We start from the raw sequence: 15327 nt of genomic DNA, 5'->3' as shown, positions 1-15327 counted from the left end.
TTTCTCAAGAGGCCCTTGCCGATATCGCCTTCGGTCACGTTGTACAGCGCCGTCTTGGTGGGGAAGATGTACGGCAGGTCGAACACCTCGAATTCCTTGACGCCCAGCGGGCCGAATTTCGCCAGCGACGGCGCCAGCATCTGCACCGCGCCCAGCTGCAGCGCTTCGAGTTCTTCCTTGTCCTTGTACAGATGGCTGTTCGGATACAGGTCGACCCGGACCTTGCCGCGCGTGGCTTTTTCGGCCAGCAGCTTGAAGCGTTCGGCGGCCTGGCCTTTCGGCGTATCAGGCGCCACCACGTGGCTGAATTTGATGACGATGGTCGCCTGGGCGCTGGCTGGAATGCCGGCGCCGGTACCGATCGCCAGCCATAACAGGGCCAGCATGGATTTCATGTGCATTGCGGTCTCCGTGGCGAAAACAGATGCCTTATTATGGATCTGCGCCGATAATGTGCGAAACAATTCAATAAAGCCAGTTGTGGTTAACCACACTGGTGTGTACCTGACAAGACGCTACCCTGCGAGCCATGAACAAACCACCCACCTTCGCGCGCCGCCTGCAGTTTACCAGCCCCGTGCGTTGGCTGCTGCCGGTGATCCTGCTGCTGCTGTTCCTGTCGGTCCTGTTCTGGCTGCCGTGGCAGGCGCGCCAGATGGAAAGCAACGAGCGCCAGGAGCAATTGATCGCCGACACGCTGTGGGTCGAGCAGACCATCCGCTTCCAGCTGGCGCGCAACGAGGAAAGCCTGTTCAACCTGGGCGCCGATATCGCCAAGGGCGTGCTGCCGGCGTCCTCGGTGCATGAACGGCTGCAGCAGATGCTGCGCAACGGACGCGAACTGCAGCGCGTGCTGTGGCTCGACACCGAAGGCCATGTGCGCGCGTCGAGCGACCATACGCTGAGCCAGGAAACGCATTTTTCGCCGCTGTCGCTGACGGCCGGCGACAATGCGCGCCGCCTGCACCGGGGCCAGTATGCGCAGCCGGCGCAGCAGAGCGGCTTTTCCGACGCGCCCCCGGGCGCCCTGCTGATGGACTACCACCAGCCGCTGTTCAATGGCCAGCAGTATATCGGCAGCCTGGTGGCCACCTACCAGGTCAGCGCCCTGCTCGACGAGATGGTGCCGTGGTGGTTTGCGCAGGACAACCAGATTTCGCTGATCGACCGCGACGACAAGGTGCTGGCGCGGCGCGCCGCCGCCGGCCCGGGCCACGGCGTCTACACCCACAAGCGCGCGCTCGACGTGCCGGGCGCGAATATCACGCTGTTTACCGACAGCGTGAAAAGCCAGCCCAAGCTGCTGCCCAACCTCTTGGTCGGCTCGGTGATCGCGCTGTCGCTGGGTTTACTGTGGAGTTTGCTGGCCCTGTGGCGCCATATCTCGCGCCGCCTGACGGCCGAAGGCGCGCTGCGCCAGCAGATGCTGTTTCGCACGGCAATGGAAAATTCGCTGGTCACCGGCATGCGCGCGCGCGACCTGGAAGGACGCGTCACCTACGTCAATCCGGCCTTCTGCCAGATGGTGGGCTACCCGCCGGAGGAAATCCTGGGCCGCCTGCCGCCGATGCCCTACTGGGCGCCCGAAGCGATGGATGAATACCAGCAGCGCTTCGCCAAGGCGCTGGCCGGCAATGTCACGCCGCAGTTCGAGACGCACTTCCAGCGCCCCGACGGCACCCGCGTGCCGGTGCTCATTTTCGAGGCGCCGCTGGTCGACAAGAACGGCAAGCAGACGGGATGGATGGGTTCCGTGCTCGATATCTCGGACCGCAAGCGGGTCGAGGAGCTCAATCGCCAGCAGCAGGAAAAACTGCAGACCAGTTCGCGCCTGGCCACCATGGGCGAGCTGGCGTCGATGCTGGCGCATGAACTGAACCAGCCGCTGGCGGCCATTTCCAGCTACACCACCGGCGCCCTGAACCTGATCCGGCGCGCCAGCGAGAGCGGCCAGCCGGTGCAGCCGAACACCTTGAAACCGGCGCTGGAACAGGCCAGCGCGCAGGCGCAGCGGGCCGGCCAGATCATCCGCAGCGTGCACGATTTCGTGCGCAAGAGCGAGCCGCAGCGCCAGGACGTGTGCATCCGCAGCCTGATCGACGGCATCCGCGCGCTGATCGACCTGCAGGCGCGCAAATTCTATGTGACGATCCAGGAAGAAATCCCGCCGGAGCTGCCCCTGCTGCATGCCGATCCGGTAATGATCGAGCAGGTGCTGCTGAACCTGACGCGCAACGCCATCGAGGCGATGCAGGACGCGGCGCCGGGACGGCGTATCATGCGCCTGCGCGCCAGTTACGACGCGCAGCAGGAAATGGTGACGGTGGACGTGATCGACCAGGGCCATGGCATCCCGCAGGACGTGGCCGAACGGCTGTTTTCGCCGTTCTTCTCGACCAAGGCCGAAGGCATGGGCATGGGGCTGAACATCTGCCGCACCGCCATCGAGTTCCATGGCGGCGCGCTGACCTTTGCCGACAACCCTGCCGGCGGCACCATTTTCACGTTCAGCGTGCCGGCCGTGCCGCAGGCAGTAACCAATAACTTGCAGTAACACGCATAACGACAGTAACCGGAGACCCCATGCTGCATATTATCGACGACGAAGAAGTAGTGCGCGACTCGCTGTCCTGGCTGGCCGCCTCGCGCAGCATCGAAGCACGCAGCTACGCCAGCGGACAGCAGTTCCTCGACAGCCTGGACGGCACGTTCGACGAACAGGGCGACTGCGTGCTGCTCGACGTGCGCATGCCCGACATGAACGGCATCGCCCTGTTCGACCAGCTGGTCAAGCGCGACCTGACGGCGCGCCTGCCGGTGATTTTTTTGACCGGCCACGGCGACGTGCCGATGGCGGTCGACAGCCTGAAACGCGGCGCCCTCGATTTCTTTGAAAAACCGTTCAACGACAACGACCTGATGGACCGCGTGCAGCAGGGCCTGGCCAACTCGCGCCAGGCCGGCGAACTGGCCGCCATCCACGCGCGCCTGGCCACCCTGTCGACGCGCGAACGCGAAGTGCTGGACCTGATTTTGGCGGGCAAGATGAACAAGGTGGTGGCCGACAAGCTGGGCATCAGCATGCGCACCGTGGAAGTGCACCGCGCGCATATCTTCGACAAGATGCAGGTCAAGACGGCGGTGGAATTGGCGGGGTTGTTGAAGTAGACCCTTGGCCGTCAAGTTAGCGTCCCTGCGCCTTGAGTACACCCGCAAAGCGAATTAAAACCTCAGTCGCCGGCACGGGCACATCGGGCCAAGCGGGCCTGAAAAATGTCGAGGGCAAGGCGCAGCGACGAAGACAGTACGCATGTACGGCGAGGAGCTGCAACGCCGCCATCGGCATTTTCTCAGGTCCGCGTCGCCGGCCCGCGGTTGATCTTGGCTTTAATTACTCGTCGTGGCGTTCATGATGCTCGGCCGCCCCATGCTTCCAGTAACTGGCCACATGCAGATGCTGCTTCGGCACGCCGGCGTCGATAAAGTGACCGCGCAAACCCTTTACCTGCGCATGCTCGCATGCCACCCACACAAAACCGTCGCCATCGTGCGGCAAGGCGATCCGCTGCAATTCTTCCAGCAATAGCGCACCCTGGCGTCCATTGCGCCCGACCCAGTGCACCTCGACCTGCGCCTGTGACTCCAGCGCCACCTGCTCGCCATCGTCCACCGTTTCAATCACGGCAATCGCGCGCGCGCCGGCCGGCAGTTGCTCCAGGCGGCGCGCAATCGCCGGCAAGGCCGTCTGGTCGCCAACCAGCACATACCAGTCGAAGTCGAGCGGCACCACCATCGAGCCGCGCGGTCCGCCCACGCCCAGCGTGTGGCCGATTGCCGCCTGCGCCGCCCAGCTCGACGCGGGACCGTCGCCATGCAGCACGAAGTCGATCTCGAGCTCGCCCTTGACCGGGTCGTAGCGGCGCGGCGTGTAGTTGCGCGCGACCGGCCGCGCGCCTTCGGCGTACTCGATCGGATTGGCGCCCTTGCCCAGCGCCGGCAACACCGGCTGCGTGTCGCCGGGCGCGGGGAAAAACAGTTTCACATGGTCGTCGTGCGCCGGCGAGACAAAGCCTTCGAGGTCGCTGCCGGCCAAGGTGATGCGGCGCATATGGGCCGTCAGGTTTTCGGTACGCACCACGGTCAGCACGCGCAGTTTCAATTCATGGCGCAGGCGCTCGATGGCGTGTGTGCGCTGGGGCATAGCTTGTGTATCAGTCATCTTCGGATCCTTTTCAAATGAGCTCAGTGACCGTCCACGATCTCGTTGGCGGCTTTTTCCAGGATGGCGGCCACGCGCGCGGTCTGCTCGTCGCTCCAGCTGGTCTTGTTCAGCAGCAGCGCGTGCTTGAGCGTATGCATGGCCTGGTGCAGCCGCTCGGGCAGCGCGCGGCGCGCCTGGGCGCGGGCGAACATGTCGAGGCGGGCCAGGATGCCGTCAACCTGGGCGCGGTTCTCGTCGAGATGCGCGCGGCCCTGCTCCGTGATGGTGTACAGCTTCTTGCCGCTGCCGCTGTCCGAGGCCGTCACCTGGTCCTGCTCTTCGAGCAGGGTCAGGGTCGGGTAGACCGCGCCCGGGCTGGGGGCATAGGCGCCGGCGCAACGCTCTTCGATCGCCTTGATGATTTCATAGCCGTGGCGCGGGCTGATCTCGATCAGCGCCAGCACGATCAATGGCAGGTCGCCGCGGCCGAACACGCGCTCGGCCCGTTCGCCACGGCCGCCCGGACCGCCGCGGCCCATGCCGTCGCCGCGTTCGCCGCCGTTGCCGTCAAAGCCGCCGCGTGGACCGCGGCCGTGCATTTCCATGCGCTCATGGCGATGATGATCATGGTGGTGATGGTGGCCGCAATGGCCATGGTGATGATGGTGGCCACCCTGGCCTTGTTCTGTGTGCTGTGAGTTTCTCATGTTTTCTCTTCTTTAAAGATATATCGTTAGTATGTATCGCTATTTTATAACGATATATCGATAAGTCAAGGAAAAGATGGGAACTATTTTTCAGGCCACGCCGTGCAGGGCCAGCGCCCACGCCACATGCTCGCGCACGATCTCGGACGGATGGTCACGCCGCGACAGCAGCGCCGCCACGATATCGGCTTGCCCTTTCGCCTTGGCGGCTGCATTGCCCATGCCGACGGCCAGGTTGCGCAGCCAGCGTTCGTGGCCGATGCGGCGGATCGCGCTGCCTTCCATGCGGCGGTTGAATTCCTCTTCGGTCCAGGCAAACAGCTCCACCATGCCGGCGCTGCCGAGGCTGTGGCGCTCGTCAAAATCCGGCACCACCGCGCGCTGGGCGAACTTGTTCCACGGGCAGATGGTCTGGCAGTCGTCGCAGCCATACACCTTGTTGCCGATCAGCGGGCGCATCTCGACGGGAATCGCCCCCTTCAGTTCGATCGTCAGGTAGGAGATGCAGCGGCGTGCATCGAGCTGGTGCGGGCCCAGGATGGCCTGCGTCGGGCATACCGTGATGCAGGCCGAGCACTGGCCGCAGCGCGGGATCTCGGGCGGATCGACCGGCAGCGGCACATCGACCAGGATCTCGCCGAGGAAAAAGAAGGAGCCGCCCTGGCGGTTGATCAGCAAGGTATGCTTGCCGCGCCAGCCCAGTCCTGCTTTGGTGGCCAGTTCGACTTCCATCACGGGCGCCGAATCGCTGAACACGCGGTAGCCGAAGTCGCCGATCTCTGCCTTGATGCGTTCGGCCAGCTGCTGCAGGCGCGAGCGCATCACCTTGTGGTAGTCGCGCCCGCGTGCATACACGGAAATCACGGCCGCCGACGGGTCGGCGTCGCGCGCCGCTTCCTGCGCGCGCCAGTCCGGCCCCAGCGCCGGCGGCAGGTAGTTCATGCGCGCACTGATGGCGCGCACCGTGCCCGGCACCAGTTCGGCCGGGCGTGCACGCTTCATGCCGTGGCTGGCCATGTATTCCATCTCGCCGTGATACCCTGCGTCGAGCCAGGCCTGCAAGGGCGCCTCCATGTGCGACAGGTCGACATCGGCGATGCGCACCTCGGCAAAACCGAGCTCGCGCCCCCATTGCTTGATGGAGCGCACCAGGGCAATCAGGCTGGCGGGATCGGTGACGGTGGCGGACATGGGAAACTTTACGAAGTGCGGCAGCAGCGCTGGCGGTTACAATGACTGATGCGCGCAGGCGCAGGCTGCCTCCATTTTATACCGAACACTATGACCGAACACTTCAAAGCCCATCTCCACGACGAAGCCGGCACCGCCGCGCTGGGCGCCGCACTGGCGCGCGCGCTGGCGCCGGGCCTGGCGATCTACCTGCACGGCGACCTGGGCGCCGGCAAGACGGCGCTCACGCGCGCGCTGCTGCATGCCGCCGGCCATGCGGGCAACGTGAAAAGCCCGACCTATACCCTGTCCGAACCGTACACCGTGCAGCTCGATGGCCAGCCAGTGCAGTTGATCCACTTCGACCTGTACCGCATGGGCAGCGCCGAAGAATTTCTCGATGCGGGCTTTCGCGAAGACTTCAATGGCCACAATATCTGCATCATCGAATGGCCTGAAAAGGCCTACCCGGTGCTGCCGCCGGCCGATCTCGATATCTATTTGAACGTTGCGGGTACAGGCCGTGATGTAGAATTGCAAGCGTCTTCTGAATTGGGTCTGTCATGCCTCCAACGTCTCAAATTCGCCCCGAACCTTTGATATCGTCGCCGATCACACGGCGTACGGTCCTCAAGGCCGGCGGCACCCTGCTGTTGTCCGTGTTCGCGCCGATGTCGGCGATGGCGGCGCAGATCCTTGCCGTGCGCGTCTGGCCGGCCGACGACTACACGCGCGTCACGCTGGAAAACGACAGCATCCTCAAGGCGACCCACTTCATCGTCAAGGACCCGGAACGGCTGGTGGTCGACATCGAAGGCCTGGAACTCAATCCCACGCTCAAGGGCCTGGTGGCGAAGATCCAGTCGAACGACCCGTATATCAAGCAGGTGCGCGTGGGGCAGAACCGGCCTAACGTGGTGCGCCTGGTATTCGACCTGAAGGAAGAAATCCGCCCGCAGCTGTTTACGCTGCCGCCGGCCGGCTCCTACAACCACCGCCTGATCTTTGACCTGTACCCGGTGCAGGAACCGGACCTGATCGCGCAGATGATCGAAAAGGGCGACTGGTCGAGCGACCCGGCCAAGCCCCTGATGAGCGATACGCACACGCCGCCACCTGCCCTGCCGCTGCCCGAGAGCGGCAAGCCGCCGCTGGTGGTGGTGATACCGGGCGTGCCGGCCACACCTTCCATGCCGGCCAGCCGTCCCGACCTGCGCCCCGAGCAGCGTCCGGAAGCGCGGCCGGAAGCACGCCCGCAGCCGGGCCAAAAAGTGGTGCGCATGATTACCGTGGCGCTCGACCCGGGCCACGGCGGCGAAGACCCGGGCGCCAGCGGGCGCCGTGGCAGCCGCGAGAAAGACGTGGTGCTGGCAATTGCCAAGCGATTGAAGGCCAAGCTCGAACTGCAGCCGAACATGCGCGTCATGCTCACGCGCGACGCCGACTTCTTCGTGCCACTGGGCATGCGGGTGGAAAAGGCGCGCAAGGTGCAGGCCGACCTGTTCGTCTCGATCCACGCCGACGCCTTCGTGCAGCCGACCGCGCGCGGCTCGTCCGTGTTCGTGCTGTCCGAAAAAGGCGCGTCATCGAGCGCCGCGCGCTGGCTGGCCGACAAGGAAAACCAGGCCGACCTGATCGGCGGCGTCAATGTGGGCAACCACGACAAGCAGCTGGCCAGCGTGCTGCTCGACCTGTCGACCACGGCGCAGATCAATGACAGCATGAAGCTCGGTGCTGCCGTGCTGCGCGAAATCGGCGGCATCAACCGCCTGCACAAGGGTTCCGTCGAGCAGGCCGGCTTCGCCGTGCTGAAGGCGCCGGATATCCCTTCCATCCTGATCGAGACGGCGTTTATCTCGAATCCGGAAGAAGAAGCCAAGCTGACCGACAACGGCTACCAGGACCAGATGGCCGACGCCATCGTCACCGGCATCAAGAATTATTTTGCAAAAAATCCGCCACTGGCGAAAAGCCGCATGACCTGACAGGAAGACAAGCATGAGCAAGAACCTCTTTGGCCAGCTGCCGGCCGTGACCCTCTGTGCCGCCGATGGCGCACAGGCGACGGTAACGCTGTATGGTGGCCATCTGGTGTCATGGCGCAGCAGCGATGGCCGCGAGCGCCTGTTCTGCAGCCGTGAGTCTAGCCTCGACGGCAGCCGTGCCATCCGCGGCGGCGTGCCCGTGATCTTCCCCCAGTTCGGCGCGCGCGGCGCCGGCATGCGCCACGGCTTTGCGCGCGTGGCGACCTGGCAACTGGCCGCAACCGGCGACGAGAACGGCGCCGCCTGGGCCGAATTCACGCTGGACCAGGACAAGCTGCCGGCCGCCATCGCCGCCGCCTGGCCGTTCGCGTTTGCGCTGCGCCTGCGCGTGGCGGTGCACGGCCAGTCGCTCGACATCAGCCTGAACGTGCACAACACGGGTGCGCAGCCGTTCCCGTTTTCGGCCGCCCTGCACAGCTATTTTGCCGTGGACCAGCTGGAGCAGGCGCGCATCACCGGCCTGCAGCGCGTGCGCTATTCGGACGACACGCCGCTGGACGCGCTGCAGGCAAAGGAAGTGCTGCAGTTTGCCGACAAGCTCGACCGCATTTATTACCAGCTGCCCGGCCCCCTGCAGCTCGAAACGGGCGGCGACACGCTGCGCCTGGCGCAGCAGGGCTTCACCGATGCGGTGGTATGGAATCCGGGCGCGCAGGATGCGGCGGCCCTGGCGGACCTGGCCGACGATGAATACCAGCGCTTTGTCTGCATCGAAGCGGCGCTGATCCAGCCCGATGTGCTGGCCGCCGGTGCCGAATGGCATGGCAGCCAGCAGCTTCAATTCATCTGAGAGTGCCTGAAAAAGTCCAGGGCCAGGCGCCTTGCCGAAGGCAGTACGACAGGTACGACGGGGCATGGCAACAACGCCATGGGTTTTTTTCCAGGCACTGTTAATTCGATTCTTTGATCATGCGGCCATTGGTGGGCTGCAGCGGCCGCGCGTTCAGCGGATACAACCGGCTGAACAGCGCCATCTGCGCCGCCGATGCCTGCACCGGCTGCTTCATCACCAGCCACAGCACGTTCTCGCTGCACGGCGGCTGTTCCATCGATCCCATATAAGTATAGTAATCGCGCCGCGCCGGTACCATTTCCATCGGGTCGAGCAGGATAGACGGGCTCATGGTGTCGAATTTTTCCAGCGGCAGGTTGTTCCACACCGTCTGGATGGTCGCCTGCGGCGCGCCCCGTTCCAGCATCAGCGCCAGGATGGCTTGCCTGCCTTCGGCATCGCGGTGCACCAGGTGCACCACCATTTCATACGTCTTGCCATTGATGCGGTCGCCCGACGGGCGGTGGAAATGGAACTGCTGCAGTTCGAACATGCGGTTCTGCACCGTGATGTAGTTGCCGCTGCCCACCGCCACCTGCACCGTATGGCCATTGTCGACCACGTTGAACGACGACGGATGGTAGTCAAAGCTGATCTGCTCCAGTTCCACCTTCATGCCGTCGCGGATATCGATCGGCGACTGGCGGTTGCCGCTGCTGCACTTGCCCCAGTCCACATTGATCTTGCTCCAGTTGGCCGGGCCGCTGTCGCCTTCGTACGACCAGTGCGTGCCGCGCGCCACGGGCGGTGGCGGCGGTGGCGTGGCCTTGACGACGGCGGCACGCTTGGCGCGGGCGGCGGCACGGGCCGCCTGCGTCGCGCGCATTTCGGCCAGGCGCGCCGCGATGCGTTCGGACAGGTCGACTTCGGCCGCCTCTTCCTTGTCGCGGGCGGTCGGGGCAACCGTCACGGGCGGCTTGCCCTTGACCGATTCGGTCAGGGTTTTCATGGCGGCCGCCCGCTCGGAGGCAGACGCGGGAGCAGAAGCGGGCGCGTGCGCAGCGGCCCTGGCGGCGGCAGAGGCGGACGCGGGGACCAGCGGCGTGGGGGCATCTTTGGCGCTTGCCACGGCCGTCATCATGGCCAGGCTGCAAGCTAACAGGGCGCTCAAATGTCGCATGGAAATCCAGAAAGTAAGAGTACTGTCTGGTTTACGGCTGGAAACAGCTAAAACTTGAATCGACCGGGGGAGAGACGCGGACCACAGGAGGGAAAACAGGACCCGGCGCGCGCTGGCGCCGGATCCGGGTAAGGCATCAGGCCGAGCGGGCCGTCATTTTCTTGTACAGCTTCCAGATGCCGCCCAGCGCCACCGGCACCACGGCGGCGCCCACGCCGATCAGCACGATCAGGGTCAGGTGGTCGCGGATCCACGGGATATTGCCGAAGAAGTAGCCGGCCGTCACCAGGCCCACCACCCACAGCAGGGCGCCCGTGATGTTGTACATCTGGAAGCGCGTATGCGTCATGTCGGAAATGCCGGCCACGAACGGGGCAAAGGTGCGCACCACCGGCACGAAACGGGCCAGGATAATGGTCTTGCCGCCATGCTTTTCAAAAAACTCGTGCGTGCGGCGCATGGCGTCCTTGTTGATCCAGCGGTAATCGTGGGTAAACACCCGTTGCCCGATGGCCTCGCCTATCCAGTAATTGAGCGTGTTGCCCGTCACGGCGGCCGTCACCAGCAGCGCGATCAGCAGGCCCAGGTGCATCTGGCCGGTGGCGCAAAAGGCGCCGGCGATAAACAGCAGCGTATCGCCAGGGAAGAAAAACAGCACCACCAGGCCGGTCTCGCAAAAAATGATCGCAAACAGCACCGCATACACCAGCGTGCCGTACTGTTCAATCAAGATGCCCAGTGTCTTGTCGACATGGACGATCATGTCGAGGAATTGCACAAAATCCATATTCTTTTTCCCTAAAGGTAGCGCCGGAATCATACACCACCGGGCCTGTGCGACGGCAGTCTCCGGGGCGAAAATTCGTGATTAATTTTTCAGCGCCCGTGGCCGTGTTGCGGGCGACGCGCCAATTTAAGGCCAGGTTAAGGAAACGTTGACGGATCAGCTTGACGGACACACCGGCAGGCCGGCTTGCCGCCACTGTTTTTTGACAAAAATATTGCCATTCCGGTATACACTTTCCACCGGGCGCAAACCGCGCCGACCAGGAGAATCCATGCATCTGACACGACTTACGGCATGCGCAATTGCCACTGCCATCAGCGCGGCGCTGCCCGCCGCCTACGCCGCCACCATCCGCGCACCAGCCGAACTGCCCGCCAAACAAAGCGTCGCCGACGTCATCAAGGCATCCACGCCAGCCGACTGGCGCGCGCTCGACCCGCAGCAAACCCTGTACATGGATACGGCATTGGGCCGCGTGATCATCGAACTGGCGCCCGAGTTCGCGCCGAAACACGTGGCCAATATCAAGGCGCTGGTGGCCGAGCAGTATTACGACGGCCTGGCGATCACGCGCGCGCAGGACAACTGGGTGGCGCAATGGGGCGACCCCGATGAAAAAAATCCGAAACCGATCAAGAAAGCCCAGCGCACCCTGCCCGGCGAATTCACGGTGCCGATGAAATCCATTACCAGCTTCACGCGCCTGAAGGATGTGGACGGCTATGCGCCGCAAGTAGGCCACTCGAACGGCTTTGCGTCCGCGCGCGACCCGAAAAGCGGCACCGCCTGGCTGACGCACTGCTACGCCACCGTCGGCGTGGGCCGCGACGTGGGCAGCGACAGCGGCGGCGGTACCGAGCTGTACGCCGTGATCGGCCAGTCGCCGCGCCACCTGGACCGCGACATTACCGTGGTCGGACGCGTGGTCTCGGGCATGCCGCTGCTGGCAACGCTGCCGCGCGGCACGGCGCCGATGGGCTTTTATGACAGCCCCGAGAAAACCGTGCCGATCAAATCGGTGCGCCTGGCGGCAGATTTGCCGCTTGACCAGCGCGTGGCAATGGAGGTGATGCGCACCGACAGCGCCGCCTACCAGGCCGTGCTGGAAGCCCAGCGCAACCGGGGTGGACCGTGGAGCAAGGTGCAGGCCGGGCATCTCGACCTGTGCAATGCGCCGATACCGGTGCGCGAGGTGGGGAAATAAACCCGACTGCCAGTGCTGGGGTCAGCCCCCCTGTTGAGTTAGCTCCCAGCTTGGCGTTGGCGGCGTTGGGGGTCTGAGCCCAAGATACGTTCGCTGTTTGCCACTGAAGGCCCGGGTCAGACCCGGCGGGCCTGACCCGGTATAATCTGGCGCATGAACGCTCCCATCACGCCCCACCGTCCGATCCAGGCCCTGCCTGACCAGCTGATTTCGCAAATCGCCGCCGGCGAGGTGGTCGAGCGGCCCTCGGCGGTGGTCAAGGAGCTGCTGGAAAACGCGCTCGATTCGGGCGCCACGCAAATCACCGTGCGGCTCGAAGAAGGCGGCGTCAAGCGCATCGCGATTACCGACAACGGGCGCGGCATCGACAAGGACCAGCTGCCGCTGGCCCTGGCGCGCCACGCCACCTCGAAGATCGCCTCCTTGCACGACCTGGAAAACGTGGGCACGCTGGGTTTTCGCGGCGAGGCGCTGGCGTCGATCGCGTCGGTCGCGGCGGTGACCGTCACCTCGCGCACGGCGGACGCGGCCCATGCGTGGGAAATCGTCGGCTCGCACAATGGCACGGTGGCGCCCTCGTCCGGCGCACCGGGCACCACGGTCGACGTGCAGGACCTGTATTTCAATACGCCGGCGCGGCGCAAATTCCTCAAATCCGAGCAGACCGAATACGGCCACTGCGCCGAAGTCGTGCGCCGCATTGCGCTGGCGCGGCCGGACGTGTCGTTCTCGCTGTCGCACAATGGCCGCACCATCGACCAGTGGAACATCAGCGAACTGGCCAAACGCAGCGCGCATATCCTGGGCAATGACTTTGCCGAGGCGCGCCTGGCGCTCGACGAGACGGCCGGCAGCCTGCGCCTGCACGGCTTTGCCGGCCTGCCGACAGCATCGAAAGCGCGCGCCGATGGCCAGTTCTTTTATGTCAACGGGCGCTTCGTGCGCGACAAGCTGCTGGTGCATGCGGTGCGCATGGCCTACCAGGACGTGCTGCACGGCGACCGTTTTCCCTCCTATGTGCTGGCGCTCGACCTCGATCCGTCGCTGGTCGACGTGAACGTCCATCCGTCGAAGATCGAAGTGCGCTTCCGCGACAGCCGCTCGGTGCACCAGTTCGTCTTTCACGCGGTGCAGCGCGCACTGGCGCAGACCTCGGCCACCGCTTTTGGCAGCGTGCCGGCGCCGTTGCCGGCCGCGTCCAGCCTCGGCGGCGACACGGGCGCCGGCCTCGGTGGCCCTGGCATGTGGCGGCGCGAGCAGACGCAGACCTCGTTCGGCGCGCAGTTCACCAATACCTATGCGCCGCCCCCGGCTGGCGGCACGCGGCCGTTTTTTGCCGATGCGCCCGGCGCGCCGCACGGGGTTGAGCAGACTACGGCATCGTATGGCGCGCTGTTTGCCGGCTCGCCGTCGCCGATCACCCAGGTCCAGCCCTACGTCGCTTCGGCCGAAGCGATGGCGCGCGAAGAATATCCGCTCGGCTTTGCGCTGGCCCAGCTGCACGGCATCTATATCCTGGCGCAGAACACCAAGGGCCTGGTACTGGTCGACATGCATGCCGCGCACGAACGCATCCTGTACGAGCAGCTGAAAAACGCGCTGCAGGCGCAGGTGTCGGGCCAGGACATGCAGGTGCAGGCGCTGCTGATTCCCGTGACGTTTTACGCGGACGCGATCGAAGTGTCGACCGCCAACGAAAACCAGGAAACGTTAAAGGCGCTGGGCTTCGATATCGCCGCCCTGTCGCCTACCACGCTGGCCGTGCGCAGCGTGCCGACCCTGCTGAAAAACGCCGACGCGCAGACGCTGGCGCGCGACGTGCTGCGCGACGTGCGCGAATACGGCGGCTCGCGCGTGCTGATCGAGCGCCAGAATGAACTCTTGGGCACGCTCGCCTGCCACACGGCCGTGCGCGCCAACCGCATCCTGTCGGTGCAGGAAATGAACGCCCTCTTGCGCCAGATGGAAAGCACGGAACGGGCCGACCAGTGCAACCACGGCCGGCCGACCTGGGTGCAGGTCGAGATCAGCGCGCTCGATAAATTATTTTTACGCGGGCAGTAGGTCGGCGTAGGTCGGCGTAGGTCGGCTTAGCGCAGCGTAAGCCGACATAACCCGCATGCACCGACATGGCCACCGCCCCGGCAGCGTCGGATTACGCTGGCGCTAATCCGACCTACGCTCTACGTACACACTTATACAAGATTCAAGATGATCAACACTTCCCCCCTGCCCCTCGCCGTCGCCATCATGGGCCCCACGGCCAGCGGCAAGACCGCCAGCGCGCTGGCCATCGCACAGGCCATCCCGTCGGAAATCATCTCGGTCGATTCCGCCCTGGTCTACCGCGGCATGGATATCGGCACGGCCAAGCCCACGCCTGGCGAACTGGCGCAGGTACCGCACCACCTGATCGACATCATCGATCCGCTCGACTCTTATTCAGTGGCGCAGTTCCGCAACGATACGCTGCGCCTGGTGAGTGAAATTACCGCGCGCGGCAAGCTGCCGCTGCTGGTCGGCGGCACCATGCTGTACTTCAAGGGCCTGGCCGATGGCCTGGACGACCTGCCGGGCGCGGACGCGCAGCTGCGCGTGCAGCTGGAAGCGGACGCGGCCACCATCGGCTGGCCCGCCATGCATGCGCGCCTGGCGCAGCTCGATCCGCCCACGGCCGCGCGCCTGGCGCCAAACGACGCCCAGCGCATCGGCCGCGCGCTGGAAATCATCGCCCTGTCGGGCCAGCCCATGTCAGCCCTGCTGGCGCGGCGCGAAAAAACCGTGCTGCCGTTCCGGTTGCAGTCGTTTGCGCTGGAGCCGTCGGACCGCGCCGTGCTGCACGGCCGCATCGCCGCCCGCTTCGACGCCATGCTGAAAGACGACGCCCTGCTCGATGAAGTGGAACAGCTGCGCCGCCGTGGCGACCTGCACCCGGGCCTGCCGTCGATGCGCTGCGTCGGCTACCGCCAGGCCTGGGACTACCTCGACGGACGCATCGACCGCGCCGCGCTGCGCGAGACGGGCATTATCGCCACGCGCCAGCTGGCCAAGCGCCAGCTGACCTGGCTGCGCGCGATGCCCGAGCGCATCGTCATCGATTGCCTGAGTGCCGACCCGGCGGCGCAGATGCTGGCGCAGATCGGGCCGTTGCCAAAATAGGCGCGCGCGAAAAACCCACAGATTTTTTGCGGCTGGCATTGACAAGGAAAACGGAAGACTGGATAATGCTCGGCTGTTGGGTGATATAGCTCAGTTGGTTAG

General features: G+C 64.8%; 13 protein-coding genes, 1 tRNA gene and 1 pseudogene (1 of these 15 running past the window's edge). 9 read left to right on the top strand and 6 right to left on the bottom strand.

From position 1 onward, the window contains the following. Window positions 1-395, bottom strand: a pseudogene (locus RTQ46_RS25040) (C4-dicarboxylate ABC transporter); the annotation flags it as partial. Between the two features lie 134 nt (window positions 396-529). Between RTQ46_RS25040 and RTQ46_RS25035 the strand changes: the two are divergent. Further along, window positions 530-2554 (top strand): PAS domain S-box protein, encoded by a 2025-nt coding sequence (locus RTQ46_RS25035; protein WP_312440305.1) that lies wholly within the window; start codon window positions 530-532, stop codon window positions 2552-2554. 29 nt (window positions 2555-2583) lie between these two features. Beyond that, entirely contained in the window at window positions 2584-3168 is a 585-nt protein-coding gene (locus tag RTQ46_RS25030; protein WP_312440304.1) for a response regulator, read from the top strand. Between the two features lie 223 nt (window positions 3169-3391). On the opposite strand, the gene RTQ46_RS25025 is transcribed toward RTQ46_RS25030, so the two are convergent. The 3 genes from RTQ46_RS25025 to queG form a co-directional block, all read right to left on the bottom strand. Next, window positions 3392-4219, bottom strand: coding sequence for a siderophore-interacting protein (locus tag RTQ46_RS25025; protein ID WP_312440303.1), 828 nt, complete (start codon window positions 4217-4219; stop codon window positions 3392-3394). 23 nt (window positions 4220-4242) lie between these two features. Next, complete coding sequence (locus RTQ46_RS25020; protein WP_312440302.1) at window positions 4243-4908, bottom strand: PadR family transcriptional regulator; 666 nt, start codon at window positions 4906-4908, stop codon at window positions 4243-4245. A 90-nt stretch (window positions 4909-4998) separates the two neighbouring features. After that, window positions 4999-6099, bottom strand: coding sequence for a tRNA epoxyqueuosine(34) reductase QueG (gene queG, locus RTQ46_RS25015; protein WP_312440301.1), 1101 nt, complete (start codon window positions 6097-6099; stop codon window positions 4999-5001). A 90-nt stretch (window positions 6100-6189) separates the two neighbouring features. Between queG and tsaE the strand changes: the two genes are divergently transcribed. Genes tsaE through RTQ46_RS25000 form a run of 3 tightly spaced genes read left to right on the top strand, consistent with a single transcriptional unit; the run spans window position 6190 to window position 8913 of the window. Beyond that, the gene (tsaE, locus tag RTQ46_RS25010; protein ID WP_312440300.1) at window positions 6190-6678 is read left to right on the top strand and encodes a tRNA (adenosine(37)-N6)-threonylcarbamoyltransferase complex ATPase subunit type 1 TsaE; all 489 of its coding nucleotides are present in this window, start codon (window positions 6190-6192) and stop codon (window positions 6676-6678) included. Further along, window positions 6642-8063, top strand: coding sequence for an N-acetylmuramoyl-L-alanine amidase (locus tag RTQ46_RS25005; protein WP_312440299.1), 1422 nt, complete (start codon window positions 6642-6644; stop codon window positions 8061-8063). The genes tsaE and RTQ46_RS25005 overlap by 37 nt, the downstream gene beginning before the upstream one ends. A gap of 13 nt (window positions 8064-8076) precedes the next feature. Beyond that, complete coding sequence (locus RTQ46_RS25000; RefSeq protein WP_312440298.1) at window positions 8077-8913, top strand: D-hexose-6-phosphate mutarotase; 837 nt, start codon at window positions 8077-8079, stop codon at window positions 8911-8913. Window positions 8914-9013: 100 nt separating this feature from the next. Here the strand turns inward: RTQ46_RS25000 and RTQ46_RS24995 are convergent, their stop codons facing one another. Next, entirely contained in the window at window positions 9014-10075 is a 1062-nt protein-coding gene (locus RTQ46_RS24995; protein ID WP_312440297.1) for a carbonic anhydrase family protein, read from the bottom strand. A 136-nt stretch (window positions 10076-10211) separates the two neighbouring features. Next, on the bottom strand, window positions 10212-10862 hold the full coding sequence (locus RTQ46_RS24990) for a VTT domain-containing protein (protein ID WP_312440296.1): 651 nt from the start codon (window positions 10860-10862) through the stop codon (window positions 10212-10214). A 271-nt stretch (window positions 10863-11133) separates the two neighbouring features. Between RTQ46_RS24990 and RTQ46_RS24985 the strand changes: the two genes are divergently transcribed. The 4 genes from RTQ46_RS24985 to RTQ46_RS24970 form a co-directional block, all read left to right on the top strand. Beyond that, entirely contained in the window at window positions 11134-12066 is a 933-nt protein-coding gene (locus RTQ46_RS24985) for a peptidylprolyl isomerase (protein ID WP_312440295.1), read from the top strand. Between the two features lie 153 nt (window positions 12067-12219). Continuing rightward, window positions 12220-14130: a DNA mismatch repair endonuclease MutL gene (mutL, locus tag RTQ46_RS24980; RefSeq protein WP_312440294.1), complete on the top strand. Its 1911-nt coding sequence runs from the start codon at window positions 12220-12222 to the stop codon at window positions 14128-14130. 147 nt (window positions 14131-14277) lie between these two features. Further along, window positions 14278-15225 carry a tRNA (adenosine(37)-N6)-dimethylallyltransferase MiaA gene (miaA, locus tag RTQ46_RS24975; protein ID WP_312440293.1) on the top strand — a complete coding sequence of 316 codons (948 nt, stop codon included), beginning with the start codon at window positions 14278-14280 and terminating at the stop codon, window positions 15223-15225. A gap of 79 nt (window positions 15226-15304) precedes the next feature. Further along, window positions 15305-15327, top strand: a tRNA-Met gene (locus RTQ46_RS24970) (it continues 154 nt past the right edge of the window).

The organism is Janthinobacterium sp., from assembly GCF_031995485.1.
In the GTDB taxonomy this organism is placed as follows: Bacteria; Pseudomonadota; Gammaproteobacteria; order Burkholderiales; family Burkholderiaceae_D; genus Janthinobacterium.
The sequence above is the reverse complement of the archived record's forward strand: the minus strand, read 5'-3'. Positions and strand labels throughout refer to the sequence as shown.

Coding starts and splice junctions, on each gene's coding strand:
- RTQ46_RS25005 (WP_312440299.1), top strand. CDS start 6,642: ATGCCTCCAACGTCTCAAATTCGCCCCGAACCTTTGATATCGTCGCCG.
- RTQ46_RS25025 (WP_312440303.1), bottom strand. CDS start 4,219: ATGACTGATACACAAGCTATGCCCCAGCGCACACACGCCATCGAGCGC.
- RTQ46_RS24995 (WP_312440297.1), bottom strand. CDS start 10,075: ATGCGACATTTGAGCGCCCTGTTAGCTTGCAGCCTGGCCATGATGACG.
- mutL (WP_312440294.1), top strand. CDS start 12,220: ATGAACGCTCCCATCACGCCCCACCGTCCGATCCAGGCCCTGCCTGAC.
- RTQ46_RS25035 (WP_312440305.1), top strand. CDS start 530: ATGAACAAACCACCCACCTTCGCGCGCCGCCTGCAGTTTACCAGCCCC.
- queG (WP_312440301.1), bottom strand. CDS start 6,099: ATGTCCGCCACCGTCACCGATCCCGCCAGCCTGATTGCCCTGGTGCGC.
- RTQ46_RS24990 (WP_312440296.1), bottom strand. CDS start 10,862: ATGGATTTTGTGCAATTCCTCGACATGATCGTCCATGTCGACAAGACA.
- RTQ46_RS25020 (WP_312440302.1), bottom strand. CDS start 4,908: ATGAGAAACTCACAGCACACAGAACAAGGCCAGGGTGGCCACCATCAT.
- RTQ46_RS25000 (WP_312440298.1), top strand. CDS start 8,077: ATGAGCAAGAACCTCTTTGGCCAGCTGCCGGCCGTGACCCTCTGTGCC.
- tsaE (WP_312440300.1), top strand. CDS start 6,190: ATGACCGAACACTTCAAAGCCCATCTCCACGACGAAGCCGGCACCGCC.
- RTQ46_RS25030 (WP_312440304.1), top strand. CDS start 2,584: ATGCTGCATATTATCGACGACGAAGAAGTAGTGCGCGACTCGCTGTCC.
- RTQ46_RS24985 (WP_312440295.1), top strand. CDS start 11,134: ATGCATCTGACACGACTTACGGCATGCGCAATTGCCACTGCCATCAGC.
- miaA (WP_312440293.1), top strand. CDS start 14,278: ATGATCAACACTTCCCCCCTGCCCCTCGCCGTCGCCATCATGGGCCCC.